The sequence below is a fragment of the Solirubrobacter ginsenosidimutans genome, from assembly GCF_027587205.1.
On sequence record NZ_JAPDOD010000028.1, the window covers coordinates 78,427 to 97,919 of the forward strand.

Here is a 19,493-nt window from a genome sequence, read left to right on the forward strand (position 1 = left end):
TCAGACCGCGACCGCGCACGCCCCGAGCGCGGTGCGCACGGACGCGATCACGCGGGCGACGCGCTCCTCGCCGAGCCCGGCCCACAGCGGCAGCCGGACCAGACGGTCGCTGATGTCGTCGGTGACCGCCAGCGACCCGCCTTCGCGCCCCAGCTTGCGGCCCGCCGGCGACGAGTGCAGCGGCACGTAGTGGAAGACCGCCTGCACCCCCTGCTCGTCGAGCGCGGCGATCAGCGCATCCCGGCGCGCGCGGTCGGGGAGCAGCAGCGCGAAGATGTGGGCGTTGTGCTCGCACTCGTCCGGGACGACGGGCCGCTGGACGGTGCCTTGGCGCTCGAGCTCGGCGAACGCCTCCCAATACGTGCGCCAGAGCGCCCGGCGCGCCTCGGTCACGGCGTCGGCCTGCTCGAACTGGGCCCACAGGTACGCGGCGTTGAGCTCGCTCATGAGGTAGTTGGAGCCCTCGCCGACCCACGTGTAGCGGTCGACCTCGCCGCGCGCGAACTGCGCGCGGTTCGTGCCGCGGTTGAGCATGATCTCGGCCTCGGGCACGAGCGCGGGCTCGTTGACGAGCAGCGCGCCGCCCTCGCCGCACTGCAGGTTCTTCGTGTCATGGAAGCTGAGCGTGCCGAGGTCGCCGATCGTGCCCAGCGCGCGGCCCCGCCACGTCGCCCCGACGCAGTGGGCGGCGTCCTCGACGACGATCAACCCGGCGCGCCGCGCGACGTCCATGATCGCCTGCATGTCCGCGGCGACGCCGCCGTAGTGGACCACGCTGATCGCTCGCGTCCGCGGTCCGATGGCGTTCGCGACCGCGACGGGGTCGAGGTTGAAGGTCTCCGGGTCGATGTCGACGAACACCGGCCGTCCGCCGCAGCGCACGACGGCGCTCGCGGTCGAGACGAACGTGAACGAGGGCATGATCACCTCGTCGCCGGGGCCGACGCCGGCGAGCCGGGTGGACATCTCCAGCGCCGCCGAGCACGACGACGTCATGAACGCCCTGGCCGTGCCCGACCGCCGTTGCAGCCACTCGGCACAGAGGCGCCCGAACGTCCCGTTGCCCGAGAGCGCTCCGCCCTCGACGGCCTTGCGTACGTACGTCGCTTCCGCGCCGTGGGCCTCGGGCACGTTGAAGGGGATGCGTTCGGGGATCCGGGGCATGCCACTGGCTTCTAATGAAGCGCGGAAGCGCGCTGGTTTTCTTCCTGTGTAGAGCGGGATTGACGGTCCGCTTTATGCGACTTCCACGCATCGAGGCGTCCTGACTGCGTCGACGTGAAGCGCGTCCACGGCCGCGCGATCCCGGTCGCGGCGTGGCGAATGAGGTTGGCGAGCCCGGGCGCGTCGTACGTACCGACGCCGAAGCCCCAGAGCGAGAACACGACCCGCTGCGACAGTGAGAAGTAGTCGAGCAGTTGCAGGCCCTCGTTGTGCGCGGCGTCGCGGATCGCCTCGCCCGAGACGTCCTCGCGCTCGCGGCCGAAGCCGCGCGACTGCGGGTAATGGCGCACCACGATCGACGGGTCGTAGAGCAGTCGCAGGCCACGCCGGCGCAGCGGGAGGCAGATCGAGAGCTCGCTGTGGACCTCGACCCCGCGGCCCCGGAGCCGGTCGTCGAAGCCGTGCGCGACGACGTCGGTGCGCCGGAAGCTCATGTTGACGCCCTTGAGGACGTCGACGTCGCGGGCGCCGCCGACCCCGATGTGGTGGTTGCCGAGCATGCGGCCGAACCACTGGATGCGGCCGACGTGCGGCGGGCCGAACGTCCGCACGAGCACCCCCTCGTCACCGCGGTTGCGGATGTGCCCGTCGACGCTGATCACGTCGCGGCCGCCGACGCCGGCGAGCGCTCCATCGCGCACGTAGTGCGAATGCAGCCGCTCGACCCAGTCCAGCTCCGGGATCGCATCGTCGTCGACGAAGGCAACGATCTCCTCCGTCGCCGCGAGCAGGCCCCGGTTGAGCGCGGCGACGAGCCCCGGCGGGGTGACGGTCACCCGTCGCAGCTGCGGCCACTCGGCCGCTCGCGCGTCGACGAACGGGGCGCTCTCGTCATCGGAGGCGTGCACGACGACCACGACGTCGTCGGGCGGCCGCGTCTGGGCGGCCAAGGCGTCGAGGCATGGCCCGAGCGTGCGAGTGCGGCGGTACGTCGTGACCACCACCGTGATGGTCGGATCCGCCTCGCGTAGCGCGAACGACTGACGCGGCGTGTGCCGGTGCGTCCGCCACGCGTCGCGGCGCGCCTGCTGTGCGGCGCGGAAGCAGGTCCACGCGCGGCGGCCCGCGAGCCCGTGCCGCGCCAGCGACACGAGGCCCGGAGCGCGCTTGGTGCCGACGAGCAGCCCCCAGGCGGCGAAGGCTGCGCGCCGCGGCGGCGTCAGATGGTCGAGCAACTGCAGCGCTTCGTTGTAGGTCCAGTCGTAGACGGCGTCGTGGTCGGAGATCACGCGGCTGTCGCCCGCGGGCCGCGGCGCGGGGTGGTGGTGCACGACGATCGCCGGGTCGTAGACGAGCCGAAGCCCGCGCCGGCGCAGCGGCAGGCAGATCGACAGTTCCGAATGCGGTTGGGCGCCTGGCCCGCGCAGGCGCTCGTCGTACCCGTGAGCGGCGACCGCGTCGCGCCGGAAGGCCATGTTCGCGCCCTTGAGGACGTCGACGTCGCGGGCGGCGCCCTCCCCGATGTGGTGATTGCCGATGTGCCGCCCGGACCACTGGATCCGCCCGACCGCCGGTGCTCCGCGGAAGCGCCCGAGGAACCCCTGGTCGTCGCGGCCGAGGATCTTCCCGGAGGTGTGGACGACGTCGCGCCCGCCGACCGCGGCGATCCGGGGGTCCTGGGCGAACGTCGCCTTGATCCGCTCGAGCCATTCCGGCACCGGGATCGCATCGTCGTCGACGAGGGCGACGAGGGTTCCCGTGGCCGCCTTGAGCCCGGCGTTGAGCGCGGCGACCGACCCGCTCTCGGTCACGGCGACGACGCGCACCTCCGGCCAGCGCTCCATCGCGATGGCGCTCGCCTCGTCGGACGCGTGCAGCACGACCACGAGCTCGTCCGGGCGGTGCCGCTGCGCTCGCAGGCCCTCGAGGCAGTTCTCCAGCGCGTGCGGGCGCCGGTAGCTCGTCACGACGACGGTCACCGTCGGCGATGGCTCCGCCATCGCGGTCAGCCGCGGATGAGCGCGGAGGTCGACGCGCCGCACGTCAGCGTCTTCGACCGCGTGACGGACGCGACCGTCACCCGCACCCGCTGATTGCGGGTCTTTGCGGAGCGGCTGAACGCGAAGGTCCCGTCCGTGCGGCTGGTCGTGCGCGCGAGGACCTTGGAGCCGCGCTTGAGCGTGAGCTTGCGCTTTGAGCGGCAGGTGCGCTCGCTCGCGTTCAGGCGGCCGCTGATCTTGCGTGCGTCACGGTGCACGGCGACGCTGGCGAGGATGGTGCGGCGCTTGGGCGTGCTGCCGCCGCCGGGGTTCGGGCTCGAGCCTCCGCTGCCGGACCCCGGGTCCGAGGGCTCGGGCGTGGGCGTCGCGCCGGGCAGGGGCGGGGCGTCTTCGCCCGGCGTCGCCACCGACCACGCGACGGCGCCCGTGTCGCAGGCCGACGCGCCCGAAGACGCGACGCGGCGGAGCCGGATGGTCCCCGTCGCGGTCCTGCCGTCGAAGCGGCCGCTGAGCTCGATGCGGTCGTAGAACGTGTAGATGAAGCGGCCGTCGGCGCCGATGGCGGCTCCGTCCCAGACGCCCTCGTCACCCTTGGCGACGAACGAGCACGTGTCGCCGTCGACGGCGGGGAACGAGTACGCGACGACGCGCTTGCCGTCGGCGGAGACCTGAAACTCGGCCTTGCCGCCGCGGCCGGCGTCGTGCGTGCCGGTGTAGGTCTTGCCGCCCACCTGGGCGAGCGCGGCGCGTGCGCCGAACACCGCGACGGCGGCGAGCGTGAGTACGAGGACGAGGCGGCGCACGATCAACGGACCTCCGCGGCGTGAGCCGCCTCCATGCTGGCCCGCATCCGTCGCAGCGAACGCGAGAGCAACTGTTGGACATTGGCCAGGGTCAGGCCGGTGAGGGCCGCGATCTCCGGGCCGGTCAGATCGCCGCCGAACCGCATCGCGATCAACTCGCGCTCACGGTCCGACAGCGTCGTGAGCGCGCGCTCGAGGACCGGGTCCAGGCCGATGCGATGCCGATCCTCGGCGGCCGGCAGCAGCGACTCGGGCACCTCGTCGACCGCCCGCTGCGCCGCGCCGCGGTCGCTGCGGACGTGGTCGATCAGGAGATTGCGCGCGATCGCGATCAGCCACGTCTGCACCGAGGCCAGCGACGCGTCGTAGCGTGCGTACGCGCGCAGCGCGCGCTCGAACGTCATCTGCGTCAGGTCCTCGGCGTCCGCGCGCGAGCGCAGGCGGTAGGCGAAGAAGCCGTAGACGTGCCAGACGTGCTCGTCGTACACGATGGAGAAGTCGGGGTGGGGCATGCGGCGCGCACAGCGGTGGCGGTCATGACTCCCGGCGGAGGTGGATCGGCGAGCGGTGGCTGGTGTCCTTGATCAGCGGCTCCGGCCAGCCGGCGACGGCTTCCATGTACACGTCCAGCGACGGCCCGGAGAGCGTCTCCGCCTTCAGCAGCGAGTTCGCGAGATCCTCGAGCACGTCGGTGTTGATCGACAGGATCTGGCGCGCCGTCTCCTCGGCGTCGAGCACCATCCGGCGTGTCTCGGTGTCGACCAGCGCGAGCGTCTCGGCGGCGACGTTGCCCATGTTCGCGAGGTCGCGGCCGATGAACACCTCGCCCGGCGTCTCGCCGACCGAGACCGGCCCGATCGCCGGGCTCATGCCGTAGACGGCGACCATCGAGTGGGCCATCTTCGTCGCCTGGTTGAGGTCGTCCTCGACGCCCGTGGAGAGCATGCCGAAGACGTAGGCCTCGGCGGCGGCGCCGCCCATCGACGTGATCAGGCTCTTCTGCAGGTCCAGCTGGGTCTGCATGAGCTGGTCGGTGGAGGCGTAGATCGTCGCGCCGCCGCGGCCGCGCCCGCGCGAGACCACCGAGAGCTTCTGCAGCGCGACCGGGTAGTCGATCGCCTCGGCGACGATCGCGTGCCCGGACTCGTGCACGGCGATCCGCCACAGCTCGTCCTGGGTGAGCAGATGCGACTTGCGCGCCGGGCCCATCAGCGTGCGGTCGATCGCCTCCTCGAGCTCCTCCTGCTCGACCATCGGCTTGCCGGCGCGGACCGCGAGCAGGCTCGCCTCGTTGACGACGTTGGCGAGGTCGGCGCCCGACATGCCCGGCGTCTGGGCCGCGATCCGGCCGAGGTCGGCCTGCGGGGAGACGGGGCTGGTGCGCGCGTGCAGCTGGAGGATCTCGGTGCGCCCGTGGACGTCGGGCAGGTCGACCACGACCTGGCGGTCGAAGCGGCCGGGGCGCAGGAGCGCGTTGTCGAGGATGTCCGGGCGGTTGGTGGCCGCCATCACGACCAGGCCGGCCTCGGCGCCGAAGCCGTCCATCTCGACGAGCATCTGGTTGAGCGTCTGCTCGCGCTCGTCGTGGCCCTGGCCCATGCCGGCGCCTCGCTGGCGGCCGACGGCGTCGATCTCGTCGATGAAGATGATCGCGGGCGCGGCGAGGCGGGCCTGGCGGAACAGGTCGCGGACGCGGGCGGCGCCGACGCCGACCAGCGACTCGACGAACTCGCTGCCGGAGATGCTGAAGAAGTTCGCCTGCGCCTCGCCGGCGACGGCGCGGGCCAGCAGCGTCTTGCCGGTGCCGGGAGGGCCGACCAGCAGGACCCCCTTCGGCGCGCGGGCGCCGAGCTCGGAGTACTTGCTCGGGTTCTCGAGATAGTCGGTGAACTCGCGCAGCTCGACGAGCGCCTCGGGCGCGCCGGCGACATCGGCGAACGTGAACCGGCCGCTCCCGGCTTTCTGGCCCTTGCCGCTCCATTTGGAGAAGCTCGCGAACGCGCCGCCCTTGTCGCGGGCGAGCACGGTGAAGAGCGCGAACAGCGTCGCCAGGATCAGGATCGGCAGCAGGAACTGGACCACCGCGCGCAGCGTCGGCTTACCCGCCTGGCTGTCGACGGTGGTGTTGATCTTGTGCGCGCCCAGCGCGTCCAGCAGCGCGCTCGTGTACGAGTCCGAATGCGGGTACGAGGACCACAGCTGTTCGCCGCTGTAGGTGTCCAGCTCGAGCCGCGCGTCCTGATCGCGCAGGGTCGCTTGAGAGACCGGGTTGTCCTTCTTGGCGTCGATCAGCGTCCGCGCCTCCGACAGCGGTATCTCGTGGCCTGGCGACTTGGGCTGCAGCAGCGTCAGACCGATGAAGAAGAGGGCCAACAGCGTCGTCGCGGCGATCGCGAGGCCGAGGAGGAGGGCGTTTTGCGCAAGCGATCCCCACACGTCGTACAGGGAGTCCTGTAGACGGCGTGCGAAAGAGCGCCGCGCCAGAGTGTTCTGGGCGGGCATCGACTTGCCGGGACCTTCTTGCACCGCACGCTCGCGCGGGTGAAGTTGGCGTGAAGTTTCAGCGCCCGAACAGCCGGCGGCGCGGGCGGCGGGGTTCGGGCGCGGCGGGGGGCTGGGCGCCGGTGAGGATGGCGTTCGGGACGTCGTGGGCGAGCCAGGCGGTGAGGTGCGGCTCGACGCCCGCCTGCTCGAGCTCGCGCGCGATCGTGGCGGGGCGGTGCGCGCCGTGGCCGTCGGAGGCGGCGACGTGGACGCTGCGGGTCTCGAGCATCCGGTGGGCGACCTCGCGGACGGTGCGCCCGAACTGCCCGCTCAGCGACCCGGCGGTCACCTGCGCGAGCATGCCGTGTTGGTTGACGAGCTCGTCGAGCCGCTCCGGGTGGGGCAGGAAGACCGGGCTGCGCTCGGGGTGGGCGAGCAGGAGCTTGTGACCGCGGGCGGCCAGGGCCTTGGCGGTGGGGATGAAGGCGGGCGCGGCGATCGAGCTGAGCGGACACTCGAGCAGCAGCCACGGCCCGCCGCCGAGATGCAGCGCGCGCAGCTCCTCGTCCGCGAGCACGAGCGCGTGCAGCGCGTCGACCTCGCCGCCGGGCACGAGCTTGACCGCGATCCCGGCCGCGTCGAGGCGGGGCTGGAGCGCGACGATCCGCGCCCACACGAGCGCCGCGTCGTTGTTCGGATACTCGGGGTGGATGTGCGGCGTGGCGGCGATCGTCGTGATGCCGTCGCGCTGGGCGTCGCGGGCCAGGTCGAGTGCGGCTTCGATCGTCGGCGGGCCGTCGTCGATCCCCGGCAGCACGTGGCAGTGCAGATCGATCACGGCGGGCATCTTGGCGCGTGCCCCGGTTCTTCACGCCTCGGAAACGAGTCTGGCCGAGGATGGCGTCTTGCGTGCGGGGTGCAGTCTTCATCGAAGCGGCGCTGGTGGCCGCGGTGCTCGTGCCCGTCGCGGCGAGCGCGCGGGTGCGGGCCGGCGCGGTTGCGCTCGGGCGCCCGCGACAGGTCGTGCTCGGTTCGATGCTCGTGCTGGCGCTGGCGGCGCAGTTCGGGCTCTCCTCGCGGGCGTTCCCGTTCGTCGACTGGCGGATGTACTCGTCGCTGCCGCACGGGGATCCGGTGGTGTTGGCGTACGACGTCGAGCTGCGCGGGGGCGGGCGGGACGCTTTGGTGCCCGGGCGCTTCCTGGGGCCGGAGAGCGCGGATCGCTTCGTCGAACGGCTGCGGCGGGAAGTGGTGGGCGGCGATCCGTCCGGGTCGTTGCGGGTGCTGGCGGGGCTGTACGAGGCGGGGACGGGGCGGCGGGTCGCGGCGGTCGTCGTCTCGGAGCGGCGCGTGTCGATCGGGTCCGGCCGGGCGGGCGCCGCGCGGGAGCGGCTGCGGGTGGTGGTGCCGTGACGGCCGTGGCGGCGGTGTCGCGACCGGCGGCGCGCTCAGCGGACCCCGCGTTTCGCCTCGGGGTCGTGCGGGTCGCGATCTACGCGATGTGGCTGCTGGTCGTCGTGCCCGACCCGCTCGCGTATCTGGCGGATCTTGCCCCGGGCGCGCCTGTGGGTGTGTTCCGCTGGCTGCCCGACGCGCTCGTCACGTCGGCCGGGTTGGGCGCGTTGAAGGTCGCGCTGGTCGTCGTGCTCGTCGTCTGTCTGGTCGGCGCGCCGGGGTATCGCGTCTGGGCCGTGGTGGCCTCGGCGCTGCTGACGGTGCAACAGGCGCTGTTGCGGGAGTACACGTTCGTCAACCACGAGGAGCTGGCGCTGCTCGTGTGCACGTGGGTGCTCGTGCTGTTCCCGGCCGCGGACGGGTGCTCATGGCCTCGGCGCGCGGGTGGGTCGCCGGGGTCGCATGCGCTCGCCCTGGAGGTGCTCACGGCGTTCTTCGTGCTCCCCTACACATTGATCGCCGCGCACCGGCTGGCCTACGCGGCGCCGGACGTCTTCACGGGAGAGAGCCTGCCGTACTGGCTGGCGTCGCTGAACTCGCTCGACCGGGACGGCTGGGGCGTCGGCGTGTGGGCGCTGGGCCACCCCGCGCTGGTCGATGGCTTGAAGGTCGGCTTTTTCGTCACGACCGTATTCGAACTCCTCGCGCCGCTCTGTCTGGTGTCGAGGAGCTTCACGCTCGTGTGGGTGGCCGTGGTGGCCGGATTCCACGTGGTCAATGAGTTCACGCTGAACCTGTTCTTCTGGCAGAACGCGGTGCTCGCACTTTTGTTGGTCGGGTGGTCAAGAGGTGCGCGGTTTCGCCGATGACTCCAGGCAGTGCGTCTGATCCCTTCTCGCAAGATTCGCGACGGTGTGGAGCTCGCCCGCGACATCGTCGCGGGGCCGCCCGGCACGGCGCCATTGCTCCGGGCCGGGGTCAAGCTCTCAGCGCGCTACGCGGAGCTCCTGCCGAAGGCGGGGGTCGGGTCGGTCTGGATCGAGGACGACCTCGGTGAGGCGATCGAGATCGCCGAGCCGCTGTCGGTCGAGACGCGCGCCAAGGTCCATAAGGCGACCGGCGCCGCACTGACCGCCGCGGGCGCCGCGTTGCGCAGCGGCTCTGGGATGCCCGCCCCGATCGTCGAGTCCCTGAACGACGTCGCGGGCGCGATGGTCGACGATCTCCTGGACTGCCCGGACGCCGCGCTCGCGCTGGACGATCTCTCCTCCTTCGACGACTACACCCACCGCCACAGCGTCCAGGTCACCGTCCTCGGCCTGCTGATCGCGCGCCGCGCCTGGACCGTCGACGGCTGGACGGACTTCCGCGGCCGCCTCCGCCACGACCGCCTCGAGGAGCGCATGCGCAAGCTCGGCCTCGGGCTCCTCGTCCACGACGTCGGCAAGCTCGCGGTCCCGCCCGAGATCCTCAACAAGCCCGGTCGCCTGACCGGCGAGGAGATGGAGGTGATGAAGACCCACGCCCACGCGGGCGTCGAGCTCCTTCGCCCGGCCGACCTCTCCCCGATCGCGATCTCCGTCGTCCGCGACCACCACGAGCGCATCGACGGCTCCGGCTACCCGGAAGGCCTGCACGGCGCCCAGGTCCAGGAGTTCCCGCGCATCGCCGCCGTCGCCGACGTCTACGACGCGGTCACCTCCGAGCGCGTCTACAAGCCGGCCGCGCCGCCGCACGTCGGCGTGCACGTGATCCGCGACGGGACGGGCGCCAACTTCTGCCCGTCGATCGTCCGCCACTTCCGCGCCGTGGTCATGCCCTATCCCGTCGGCCACGAGATCAAGCTGCCCGACGGCCGCACCGCCGTCGTCTCCTCCGTCGACATCCATGTTCCGGACGTGCCCACCGTGCGGGTGATGGGCGCCGCGGGTGTGGAGGAGTTCTCGGTCGATATGACCGCGGGTGCTGAGCGGGTCGCGGCGCTCTAGGGACGAAAGTCAACTGCGCCGGGTGGGGAGGGGGAGTGGCGCACCCTCCGGGACTGACTCGCCGTCGTCCGCCGCTCGGCGCGGCTCTGTTGGCTCGAAGTGCCGTGCTGGGATACCGACAGTTACGGGCGTGGGCTGGCCAGTGTGTCCCGCACTCGCGCTGTCCCGGGTCGCCGTGGTCGACCGTGCGCGTTTGAGGGACAGGTCGCGGATTTCGATCAGGTTCGCACTGTTCGATGTGGCGCGTCGGTGGGGGTGATGAACAATTGAGTCCTCACAGGACGCATTTGTTCATCACCCCCTCGCGCATGACTTCTTTGCTCGCCGAAACCGATCACCGCAAGGCCCGGCGCGGATCGGGGTGTCAGCACCACGCCCGTAACTGTCGGTACCCCAGCACGCCAATTCGACCCCAACAGAGCCGCGCGCCGAGCGGGTTCACGCCAGCCAGGGACGGGTGGCACTGCCACTCCCCCTCCCCCACCCGGCGCAGTTGACTTTCGTCCCTAGAACAGCGTCTCGCCGGAGGACGGAACCACCGTCACCCGCCCATCGTGCATCCGCACGGTCAACGTCGCCGCCGCCCGCGCCGCCTCAGCGCTCGTAACCGGCTCGCCGTCCGCACCCTCGACCAGCGCATACCCCCGCTCCAAGGTCCTCTGCGGGTCATGTGCCGCCAACGTCGCAAGCACACGATCGAGCTCTCGGCGGCGCCGCTCCAGCGCCACACCCGAGGCCCGCTCCAATGCCACACCATCCCCAAGCGCACGACGCCCCGCCCGCTCGCTCGCCACCGACGCCGCGGTCGCCTTGCGCTCCAGCGTCGCCGCGCGCGACAAGGTCTGTCGCTCGCCGGTCGTGACCGCCCGGCGCGTCGCCGCGCGCAGCTCGCGCACCTGCTGGTGCAGGCGGGTGCGGTGGCGGGCGATGTGATGGCCCGGCGCGCGTGAGAGGCGGGCGAGCGTGCGGGCGCGCTCGAGCACGGCGCGGCGGCCCTGGCGCTCCAGCCGTCTCGTGGCGTTGACCAGCGCGACGCGGGCGGCCGTGCAGTCCACCGGGACCGCGGTCTCGGCCGCGTGGGTGGGGGTCGAGCAGGCGACGGCCGCGACGTCGTCGAGCAGCGTGCGGTCGGTGTGGTGACCGACGCTCGAGATCACGGGGACGCGCAGCAGCGCGACGGTGCGGCACAGGGTCTCGTCGCAGAACGCGAAGAGGTCCGCGAGCGAGCCGCCGCCGCGGGCGACGACGATCACCTCGACCTCCTCGCACGCCGCCAGGTCCTGCACCGCGCGGGCGATCGCCGGCGCGGCGTGGCGGTCCTGCACCGGCGCGAAGCCCCACACGAGCCGCCCCGCCCAGCCGCGGCGGCGCAGACCGGCGAGGACGTCGTCGCGCGCCTTGCCGGATTCACCGGTCACGACGCCGATGCAGCGCGGCAGCTTCGGCAGCGTCAACGCCTTCTGCGGCTCGAACAACCCCTCGGCGTGCAGGCGGCGCCGCAGCTGTTCGAGCTGGGCGAGCAGATCGCCCTCGCCGGCGACCCGCAGGCGCGTGACGGCGAAGCTGAACCCGGGCGACGCGGTGCGCGACCCGGGGTAGTAGTCGCACCCGCCGGCCACGACCACCTGCGCGCCGTCCTGCAGCGTGCCGAGCCGCAGCTTCTCGAAGTCCTCGCGCCACATCGAGCAGGGCAGCGCGCCACCCGCGTCACGCAGCTCGAACCACACCTTCGCCCGCCCGGCCTTGAAGCCGAAGACCTCGCCGAACACCTGCACGCGCGTGAAGCCCCGCAGCCGGTCGCGCAGCGCGGCCGCGTAGGTGCCGACGGGATAGGGCCCGGTGAGGACCGATCCGGGGATGCCGTCGGGAGCTTCCATCGCGTCGGTGACGGTAGCCGGGCGGGTGGACGGCGAGCGCGGGCGCCGCGGCCGCCGGGCGCAACGAACGTCAACTTGATCGGGTAGAGCCCGATCAACCTTGCTCTCGCGCCGCTGGTGAGCGCCAACGCGCCAACACCGGCGAAGCGGCTCAAGGTCCACGCCTCGCCTGCCGATAACAAGAACTAGGCCGCCCCCCAGAGGCGGCCTTACTCGTTAACCGCGAGGACGGCGGCCGCTCAACGCGGAGCGGCCCGCGTGGTGCGACTTCGGCGCCTTGCCGCCGCGCCGCGGCGCGCGCGGCGAGCCGTGAGGCGGGCCGTCGTGGCCCGCGTCGGCGAGCAGATGCGCAAGCAGGATCGTCAGCACGACGTCGCGCGCCGCGTCCGCGTGCCGGCCGGAGCTCGCCCGCAACGCGAGCGCGAGCAGCTCGCGCAACCGCGCGGCGTCGGCGGTCGAACCGCGCGGCACACGCGGCTCGGTCAACGGGCGGGCTCGCCGCGCGCCGGAGCGGTTCTCAGCCGTCGACGGCACCCTTGAGGTAGCGCGGCTGCTCGGTCTCGTTGACCGACGGCAGCTCCCGCATGCCGGGCTGTTCGGGCGTCCCGCGCACTTCGCCGGTGAAGCCGAGCGACTGCATCTTCGCGATCTCCGCCTCGGCGTAGAGCCGCACGGGCGAGTCCGCCGGAAGGCCCTTCGTCAGCGTCTGGATCCGGTTGCGGATCTGGTAGGCGAAGTGGGGGGTGGCGGACGCGACGAGCTGGCGCACGTCATCGACGGTGACCTCTCGGCCGCCGCGTAGGCGTTCGGGTTGCTCGGCTTCGGCCATCTCAGGGGGCTCCGGTGTCGACGGGCTGGATCTCCAAGAGCGTATCTATCCGGGCCTGGACCGCGGCGGCGATCGCGCTCTCGTCGCCGATGATCCAGCCGTGGTTGTAGACGCCCCGGACCGGGTCGGCGTCGTAGCCGGGCTGGATGTCGAGCAGGTAGTCCTGCAACGGCTGGGGCAGCACGCCCGCGTCGGGGAGCAACAACAGCGGCCCGTAGGTCCCCGTGGAGGAGAGCGCCGCGGCCGCGGCGGCGTCCTGCGGGCGGCGCGTCGAGGCGAAGACCAGGCCGTGGCCCGGGTCGACCACCGACCAGCCGAACCCGCCTTCACCGTCGGAGTAGCGCGCGAACGTGATCGCCGACGAGACGGCGTCCGTGCTCGCCACCCGCTTGACCGTGCCGAGCTTCTCCAGCTCGGTCATCACGGAGTCGGGCACGACGTCGGCCGGTCCCAGCACGTAGATCTTGGCCGACTTGTGCGTCTTGATCGCCGCGGCCGTCTCCGGCGGGACGGCCGTCGGGCTCACCCACAGCAGCGGCACGCCGGCCTTGGCGGCGTAGGCCGCGGCGGGCATCGCGTACTCGGGACGCTCGGAGTTGGCGATCATCACCGCGCCCGAGGCGGAGCCGGCCGCGGAGGTGCGCAGGCGATCGACCGCCGCCGCCAGGGCGGGCGGGTCGGCGGCCGGGACGTCGGTCGTCTTGTAGCCCGGGACGGGCGCCTTGGTTCCCACCCGGATCACCTGCGCCCCGCCCACCTGCTTGGAGCCGGTCGGCTGCAGCGCGTCCAACGCCGCCTTCGTCGCGTCGGGGATCGTGTCGCCGTCGGCGAACAGGATCGGCGCGCCGATCGGCTTTCCGACCAGCACCGAGGCCGCGATGCCGGTGTGCCAGTCGCGCACCTCGGCGAGGATCACGGCTGCGGGCTTGGACTCGGGTGTGCGCGAGGGGTAGGTCGCCAGCGCGACGGCGGCCGCGTCGGCGATCGCGTCGCCTCCGGCCACCCGCGTCGTGTTTTTTGTCGCGAAGACCGGGAAGCCCAGCGGCGGCCCCGCCGCGGGGACCTCGTCTCCGCTCTGACCAGCCACGGGAGGGGTCGAGATCGGGTCGGCCTTCTTGGGGGTGCCACCACCGCCACAACCGGCTATGAGCAGGGAAAGAGCCGCGAGGGCCAGGGGCAGCGAACGCACGTGGACCCGAGCGTAGTGGGTCATGTGTAAAGAGCGGATACGCGCCAGGGATTCAAGGTCCCGCTAGGATCGCCGATCTCAAGTTGGGACTGGGTCGCCCGCAAAAGCGGCCCGTACTACTGGACATAAGACCGCGGCTTCGTATAAGTTGCCGCTCACGCCGAGCCTCTGGTTGGTCGCCAGGGGGCGGGGGACCCAAGTAGTTGGGGCTAATCGTGCCGTGGTGGCATGAGACGCAGGCTCTTTCAGCGTCAGCCCGTCAGCTAACCCCGCAGGCCGACGAAAGAGGAATACGGCTTGAAACCGCTGCGGGCATTTGCCCTGTGTGTCACGACATCTTTGATGCTGGTCCTGCCCGCGGCGGCCTCGGCGCAAGCCCCGGGTACCGATAAGTCCGGCGGCGCCGCCTACGCGGAGCCGACCCCGACGCCCACGCCGCCCCCGCCGCCCGCGGACATCACGGTTCCCGGCGCAGTGGCGCAGATCCTCCCGGACGGCTCGGCCGCAGCTCCCGCCGCCGCCCCGCCGCAGGTGCAGCAGGCGATCTTCGCCGCCAACAAGATCCAGGCGATGCCCTACGTCTACGGCGGCGGGCACGGGGACTTCGAGGACGACGGCTACGACTGCTCCGGCACCGTCTCCTACGCGTTGCACGGCGGCGGCCTGCTCGACTCGCCGCTGGACTCCGGCAGCTTCATGAGCTGGGGCGAGCGCGGCAAGGGCCTGTGGATCACGGTCTACACGAACCCGGGCCACGCCTACGCGGTGATCGCCGGCCTGCGCCTGGACACCAGCGCCGCCTCGGTGACGAAGTCGAACACGCGCAAGTTCAAGAAGGCGCTCGAGCGCGGCCCCCGCTGGCGGCCCACCGAGCGGTCCTCGCGCGGCTTCAAAGCGCGCCACCCGCTCGGCCTGTAGCGCACCCCTCCACCTCCCTGGGGCTACCCGCCCGTCGGCGCCTAAAGATGCCGAGTACGCTAGGTCGGACTCCATAAGTCCGACCACACAGGGAAGGGAGGTGCCGTGGCCGGCATGTCCGGGCGGTTCTCCACAGTAATCAAGGCCAAGATCAACCGGATGCTCGACAAGGCAGAGGATCCGGCTGAGACGCTGGAGTACAGCTACCAGAAGCAAATGGAGCTGCTCCAGAACGTCAAGAAGGGCATTGCCGACGTCGTCACCTCGAAGAAGCGCCTGCAGCTGCAGCAGCAGAAGCTCGAGCAGCAGGTCGTGAAGCTGGACACCCAGGCCCGGCAGGCCCTCGCGCAGAATCGCGAGGATCTCGCGCGCGTGGCGCTGGAGCGCAAGCAGTTCGCGCAGGGCGAGCTGCAGGGGTTGGACACCCAGGTCCAGGAGCTCGAGGCGCAGCAGCAGTCGCTCGTCGACAAGGAAGCGAAGCTGCGGTCCAAGATCGACCAGTTCCGCACCAAGAAGGAGGTCATCAAGGCGCAGTACTCCGCCGCCGAGGCCTCCGTGAAGATCTCCGAGGCCGCGTCCGGCGTGGGCGAGGAGATGGCCGACGTCGGCATGGCGATGCAGCGTGCGGTCGACAAGACCGAGAACATGCGCGCCCGCGCCAACGCGATGGACGAGCTGGAGGCCTCTGGCGCCTTCGACGACCAGCTCAGCCTCACGGCCGGCCAGGACGACATCGACCGCCAGCTGCACGAGCTGTCCTCGGCTTCGGCCGTGGACGATGACATGGCTCGCCTGCGGGCCGAGCTCGGTCAGGGCCCCGCGCCGCAGCCGGCGCTCGGCTCCGGCGATCCGGCGGCCACGCCGGCTCCCGCGCCCGCCCCATCCCAGGAGAAGCCGGCGTGATCGTCCGCATCGCCACCGAGGGGCAGTACGACTTCCCCGACGACGACGTAGACAAGCTCAACGAGCTCGACAACGAGGTCGTCGAGGCCGTCGAAGCGGGTGACGAGGAGGCCTTCCAGACCGCGTTCGCGTCGCTGCTCGAGCTGGTGCGCTCCGACGGCAAGCCCGTCGCCGACGACGTGCTCGAAGAATCCGACGTGATCATCCCCCCGCCCGATCTGACGTTCGCCGAGGCGGGCCATCAGTTCACCGGCGACGGGCTGATCCCCGACTAGGGCTAACCACCGTTGAAAGATGCGGGGTGGCCGGTCTGGTCGCCGCCCCGCATCCGCCATACCGTTCACAGCGCATGAAGCTGCGAGCGACGTTCTCCGTCCAGGCCTTTGAGGCGACCGCCTACGTCGCGCTCAGCGCGGTCATCGGCATCGCGGCCTTCTGCTTCCTGCTGCCGACGCTGCTCGTCGGCACCGCGCTGCTGGTCGTGGCGCTGGCGGGGCTCCCGCTGATCGTCCTCGCGTTCGCGTTCTCGCACCTGATCGCCCGCCTAGAGCGCCGCCGCGTGGCGGCGGTGTTCGGGATCGACTTCCCCACCCGTCAGCTGCCGCGCGACGGCAACGTGCTCAACCGCGCGCTGCGCTGGCTGGGCTCGCGCGGGGCCTGGCTGGAGCTCACCTACGCGCTCGTCGCGCTGCCGTTCGTCGGCTGGATCGGCTCCGCCCTGGTCTTCTTCGCCTGGGGCGCCGCGATCGCGATGCTCAGCTTCCCGCTGTGGGGGCTGTTCGCCGACGGCGCCGGCGTGATCTTCGGCGCGAACATCGGCTACCTCCCGTCCGCGGTCGCGCACGTCGCGGGCGGCGCGGGCGCGCTGTACGCGGCGCCGTGGCTCGCCCGCGGCGTCGCCGCGGTGCAGGTCGCGATGGCCCGCCTGCTGCTCGAGCAGGGCGAGCGCGAGCGCCTCACCGCGCGCGTGGGCGCGCTGGAAGAGACCCGCGCCGGCATGGTCGCCGCGGCCGACGCGGAGCGCCGGCGGATCGAGCGCGACCTCCACGACGGCGCGCAGCAGCGGCTCGTCGCGCTGGCGATGACCCTCGGCCGCGCGAAGGCGACCGAGGACCCGGCGCTCGCCCGCACGCTGGTGGGTGAGGCGCACGGCGAGGCCAAGGAGGCGCTCGTCGAGTTGCGCAACCTCGCCCGCGGCATCCACCCCGCGGTGCTCACCGATCGCGGCCTGGACGCGGCGGTCAGCGCCCTGGCGGCGCGCTGTCCGATCCCGGTCGCGGTCGACGTCGACCTGCCCCACCGCGCGAGCGCCCACAGCGAGGCGATCGCCTACTTCGTCGTCGCCGAGGCGCTGACCAACGTCGCCAAGCACGCCCAGGCGACCCGCGCGTGGCTCACCGTCGAGTACCTCGGCGACCGGCTCGTGGTCGAGATCCTCGACAATGGCCGCGGCGGCGCGCTGGCCACCGGCATCGGCATCAACGGCCTGCGCGACCGCGTCCGCGCCGTTGACGGCGACCTGCATCTTTCCAGCCCGCCCGGCGGGGGAACGACCCTGCGAGTGGAGCTGCCATGCGAGCCGTAATTGCCGAGGACGCCGTGTTGCTGCGCGAGGGCCTCGCGCGGCTGCTCGAGGAGGGCGGCTTCGACGTCGTCGACTGCGTCTCGGACGGCGAGTCGCTCCTGCGCTCCGTCGAGAAGAACCAGCCGGACGTCTGCGTCGTCGACATCCGGATGCCGCCGACGTTCTCCGACGAGGGCGTGCGTGCCGCGCTGGTGATCCGCAAGCAGTGGCCCGACGTGTCGCTGCTGATGCTCTCCCAGTACGTCGAGGAGCGCTACGCGGTGGACCTGCTGGCCGGTGACAGCAGCGGGATCGGCTACCTGCTCAAGGATCGCGTGGCCGACGTGTCGGAGTTCCTCGAGGCGCTGCGGCGGGTGGCCGCCGGCGGCGCCGCGCTGGACCCGGAGGTCGTCACGCAGCTGCTCGTGCGCTCCGGCCGCAAGGACCCGCTCGAGCCGCTCTCGCCCCGCGAGCGCGAGGTCCTCGGGCTGATGGCCGAGGGGCGCACGAACAGCCTGATCGCCGAGTCTTTGGTGGTGACCGAGGGCGCGGTCGAGAAGCACGTCACGAACATCTTCCTCAAGCTCGGCCTGCCGCCGGCCGACCAGGCGCACCGCCGCGTGCTCGCCGTGCTGCGCTACCTGGAGCACGATCACAAGTGACCGCTCGGGGCCAGCGTGCGGTCGCGCTGTTCTGCGGGCTCGGGCTCGCGCTGCTCTTCGCCGCGATCGCCGCCGTGCAGGTCGCGGGGTGGACGATCGGCGCGGTCGAGCGCACGACCTCACAGAAGCTCCCAGGCCCGATCGATCAACTGGTCGTCGAGGCCGACGGCGGGGACATCACCATCGTGCCGTCGCTCGCGGACGTCGTTCGTATCAACTCGACCGTGAAGGGCTCGATCCACACGCCGGAGCCGCACGCCTTCCGCGAAGGCAACACGGTGCACCTCAACGGCAAGTGCCCGGACATCAGCTTCGGCCCCTGCCGCGCACGGATCATGATCTACGTGCCGCAGGGCACGCCGGTCGAGGTCCACTCCGGCTCGGGTGACCTGACCGCGAGCGGGCTCACGGGCCGCGTCGATCTCGACACCGGGTCGGGCGACGTCAACGCGACGGGCCTGACCGGCGCGGCGAACCTGCAGACCGGCTCCGGCGACATCAACGTCCGCGGGCTCACCGGCACGACCAAGCTGCAGTCGGGGTCGGGCGATATCTCCGGCGAGGATCTCGGCGGCAGCGTCATCTCGGCCGACACCTCCTCGGGCGACGTCGATTTCGCCTTCCGCTGGAGTCCGACCGTCGTCGAGGCCTCGACCGCCTCCGGCGACGTCAACATCGCCGTCCCCAGTGGCGACGCCTACCGCGTCGACGCCGACCCGGGCAGCGGGGACCAGCAGATCGACGTCAAGACCGACCCGAGCGCGGACCGCACCATCACCGCAAGCACGTCCTCTGGCGACGTCACGGTCGCCTACGGGAACTAATCCAGCTCTCACGTTGTAGAACGGGTACATGCTGCCCGTCCTGCTCGCGTCGCTGGCGGCCGCGGTGCCGACCGCCGACTGCTCGCAACACGTCGAAGGTCCGCCGATTTCCGCCGAGACGCGTGCCGCCGCCCTCCGGCAGTCGGTGCGCGTGCACGGCGCGACGTTCTTCGGCCTGCGCAGGGCCCGCACTGCCGACTTCGAGGGGAAGCGGGCGAACCCGGTCATCAAGTCCGGCCTGAGCGTGCGAGCGGGTGCGCCGATGCGGATCAAGGTCGCGGCACGCGATCGCGACTGGCTCGCGCTCGACTACGACCGCACGGACAAGTCCGGCGAAGGCGCGCCGATGGTGCGGGTCGTGCCCTGCGCGCCCGACACGCCGCGCTTCAGCGATGACGGCGTCGTCGGTGACGAGACCGGCTGGGCCGGCGGCTTCGTCGTGCGGCGCAACGGCTGCGCGACGCTGCTCCTGCGCCGCGAAGGCGAGGAGCGGTGGCGCACGGCGCGGGTGGCGTTCGGCGCTCGCTGCCGCTAGCGCAGCGTCAGGTCGCGATCGCCCCAGGCGGCCATCGCCTCGAGCACCGACCGGAAGCTCTGCCCGCGCTCAGTGAGCTCGTAGACGACGCGCGGCGGGACCTCGGCGTACACCGTGCGGGTGAGCACGCCCTGGTGCTCGAGGATGCGCAGGCGCTCGGTGAGCGTCTTCGGGCTGCCGATCTGGAGCGCCTTCCGGAGCTCCGTGAAGCGCTTCGGACCGCCCAGCAGCTCGCGGATGATCAGCACCGACCACTTGCCGTCGAGCACCAGCAGCGCGCGTTCGACGGGGCACTCGGCAGTCGGGCGGGGGTCGAGAACGGCCATGGTTCCCTCGAGGATACTGCATCCCTTTCTGG

At 71.9% G+C, this 19,493-nt stretch carries 21 protein-coding genes and 1 riboswitch; of the genes, 10 read left to right on the top strand and 11 right to left on the bottom strand.

Translation table 11 applies throughout. The features are described 5' to 3' along the window. From rffA to OM076_RS26560, 6 genes are all read right to left on the bottom strand, one after another. Nucleotides 1-1,164, bottom strand: a complete 1,164-nt coding sequence (gene rffA, locus OM076_RS26535) for a dTDP-4-amino-4,6-dideoxygalactose transaminase (protein WP_270043123.1) — start codon at nucleotides 1,162-1,164, stop codon at nucleotides 1-3. An 11-nt stretch (nucleotides 1,165-1,175) separates the two neighbouring features. Beyond that, nucleotides 1,176-3,164: a glycosyltransferase family 2 protein gene (locus OM076_RS26540; protein ID WP_270043124.1), complete on the bottom strand. Its 1,989-nt coding sequence runs from the start codon at nucleotides 3,162-3,164 to the stop codon at nucleotides 1,176-1,178. Between the two features lie 5 nt (nucleotides 3,165-3,169). Next, the gene (locus tag OM076_RS26545; protein ID WP_270043125.1) at nucleotides 3,170-3,967 is read right to left on the bottom strand and encodes a hypothetical protein; all 798 of its coding nucleotides are present in this window, start codon (nucleotides 3,965-3,967) and stop codon (nucleotides 3,170-3,172) included. A gap of 2 nt (nucleotides 3,968-3,969) precedes the next feature. After that, a complete protein-coding gene (locus OM076_RS26550) occupies nucleotides 3,970-4,479 on the bottom strand; it encodes an RNA polymerase sigma factor (RefSeq protein ID WP_270043126.1) in 510 nt (169 codons plus the stop codon). A gap of 22 nt (nucleotides 4,480-4,501) precedes the next feature. Next, nucleotides 4,502-6,403 carry an ATP-dependent zinc metalloprotease FtsH gene (gene ftsH / locus OM076_RS26555; protein WP_270043127.1) on the bottom strand — a complete coding sequence of 634 codons (1,902 nt, stop codon included), beginning with the start codon at nucleotides 6,401-6,403 and terminating at the stop codon, nucleotides 4,502-4,504. Between the two features lie 124 nt (nucleotides 6,404-6,527). Next, on the bottom strand, nucleotides 6,528-7,289 hold the full coding sequence (locus OM076_RS26560) for a tyrosine-protein phosphatase (protein WP_270043128.1): 762 nt from the start codon (nucleotides 7,287-7,289) through the stop codon (nucleotides 6,528-6,530). Between the two features lie 71 nt (nucleotides 7,290-7,360). Here OM076_RS26560 and OM076_RS26565 point away from each other — a divergent pair, with 71 nt between their 5' ends. The 3 genes from OM076_RS26565 (at nucleotide 7,361) to OM076_RS26575 (ending at nucleotide 9,834) form a co-directional block, all read left to right on the top strand. Then, nucleotides 7,361-7,864 carry a hypothetical protein gene (locus OM076_RS26565; RefSeq protein WP_270043129.1) on the top strand — a complete coding sequence of 168 codons (504 nt, stop codon included), beginning with the start codon at nucleotides 7,361-7,363 and terminating at the stop codon, nucleotides 7,862-7,864. A gap of 65 nt (nucleotides 7,865-7,929) precedes the next feature. Next, nucleotides 7,930-8,715: a hypothetical protein gene (locus OM076_RS26570; protein WP_270043130.1), complete on the top strand. Its 786-nt coding sequence runs from the start codon at nucleotides 7,930-7,932 to the stop codon at nucleotides 8,713-8,715. Between the two features lie 45 nt (nucleotides 8,716-8,760). After that, on the top strand, nucleotides 8,761-9,834 hold the full coding sequence (locus tag OM076_RS26575) for an HD-GYP domain-containing protein (protein ID WP_270043131.1): 1,074 nt from the start codon (nucleotides 8,761-8,763) through the stop codon (nucleotides 9,832-9,834). 506 nt (nucleotides 9,835-10,340) lie between these two features. Here the strand turns inward: OM076_RS26575 and xseA are convergent. From xseA to OM076_RS26595, 4 genes are all read right to left on the bottom strand, one after another. Then, nucleotides 10,341-11,711 (bottom strand): exodeoxyribonuclease VII large subunit, encoded by a 1,371-nt coding sequence (gene xseA / locus OM076_RS26580; RefSeq protein ID WP_270043132.1) that lies wholly within the window; start codon nucleotides 11,709-11,711, stop codon nucleotides 10,341-10,343. Nucleotides 11,712-11,927: 216 nt separating this feature from the next. Further along, the gene (locus OM076_RS26585; RefSeq protein WP_270043133.1) at nucleotides 11,928-12,197 is read right to left on the bottom strand and encodes a hypothetical protein; all 270 of its coding nucleotides are present in this window, start codon (nucleotides 12,195-12,197) and stop codon (nucleotides 11,928-11,930) included. A 31-nt stretch (nucleotides 12,198-12,228) separates the two neighbouring features. Continuing rightward, nucleotides 12,229-12,540 carry a hypothetical protein gene (locus OM076_RS26590; protein WP_270043134.1) on the bottom strand — a complete coding sequence of 104 codons (312 nt, stop codon included), beginning with the start codon at nucleotides 12,538-12,540 and terminating at the stop codon, nucleotides 12,229-12,231. A gap of 1 nt (nucleotide 12,541) precedes the next feature. Beyond that, a complete protein-coding gene (locus tag OM076_RS26595) occupies nucleotides 12,542-13,729 on the bottom strand; it encodes a cell wall-binding repeat-containing protein (RefSeq protein ID WP_270043135.1) in 1,188 nt (395 codons plus the stop codon). A gap of 148 nt (nucleotides 13,730-13,877) precedes the next feature. Continuing rightward, nucleotides 13,878-14,022, top strand: a riboswitch (cyclic di-AMP (ydaO/yuaA leader). Nucleotides 14,023-14,071: 49 nt separating this feature from the next. Between OM076_RS26595 and OM076_RS26600 the strand changes: the two genes are divergently transcribed. From OM076_RS26600 to OM076_RS26630, 7 genes are all read left to right on the top strand, one after another. Continuing rightward, the gene (locus tag OM076_RS26600; RefSeq protein WP_270043136.1) at nucleotides 14,072-14,647 is read left to right on the top strand and encodes a hypothetical protein; all 576 of its coding nucleotides are present in this window, start codon (nucleotides 14,072-14,074) and stop codon (nucleotides 14,645-14,647) included. Nucleotides 14,648-14,761: 114 nt separating this feature from the next. Beyond that, nucleotides 14,762-15,550: a PspA/IM30 family protein gene (locus OM076_RS26605; protein ID WP_270043137.1), complete on the top strand. Its 789-nt coding sequence runs from the start codon at nucleotides 14,762-14,764 to the stop codon at nucleotides 15,548-15,550. Further along, a complete protein-coding gene (pspAA, locus tag OM076_RS26610; RefSeq protein WP_270043138.1) occupies nucleotides 15,547-15,825 on the top strand; it encodes a PspA-associated protein PspAA in 279 nt (92 codons plus the stop codon). Before OM076_RS26605 ends, pspAA begins: the two co-directional genes overlap by 4 nt. 74 nt (nucleotides 15,826-15,899) lie before the next feature. Beyond that, nucleotides 15,900-17,135 carry a sensor histidine kinase gene (locus OM076_RS26615; protein WP_270043139.1) on the top strand — a complete coding sequence of 412 codons (1,236 nt, stop codon included), beginning with the start codon at nucleotides 15,900-15,902 and terminating at the stop codon, nucleotides 17,133-17,135. Then, nucleotides 17,123-17,776, top strand: coding sequence for a response regulator (locus OM076_RS26620; protein WP_270043140.1), 654 nt, complete (start codon nucleotides 17,123-17,125; stop codon nucleotides 17,774-17,776). Before OM076_RS26615 ends, OM076_RS26620 begins: the two co-directional genes overlap by 13 nt. Continuing rightward, complete coding sequence (locus OM076_RS26625) at nucleotides 17,773-18,600, top strand: DUF4097 family beta strand repeat-containing protein (protein ID WP_270043141.1); 828 nt, start codon at nucleotides 17,773-17,775, stop codon at nucleotides 18,598-18,600. The genes OM076_RS26620 and OM076_RS26625 overlap by 4 nt, the downstream gene beginning before the upstream one ends. Before the next feature lie 28 nt (nucleotides 18,601-18,628). Beyond that, the gene (locus OM076_RS26630) at nucleotides 18,629-19,135 is read left to right on the top strand and encodes a hypothetical protein (protein ID WP_270043142.1); all 507 of its coding nucleotides are present in this window, start codon (nucleotides 18,629-18,631) and stop codon (nucleotides 19,133-19,135) included. On the opposite strand, the gene OM076_RS26635 is transcribed toward OM076_RS26630, so the two are convergent. Then, nucleotides 19,132-19,461 carry a winged helix-turn-helix transcriptional regulator gene (locus OM076_RS26635; protein WP_270043143.1) on the bottom strand — a complete coding sequence of 110 codons (330 nt, stop codon included), beginning with the start codon at nucleotides 19,459-19,461 and terminating at the stop codon, nucleotides 19,132-19,134. The genes OM076_RS26630 and OM076_RS26635 overlap by 4 nt on opposite strands. Nucleotides 19,462-19,493 lie beyond the last annotated feature (32 nt).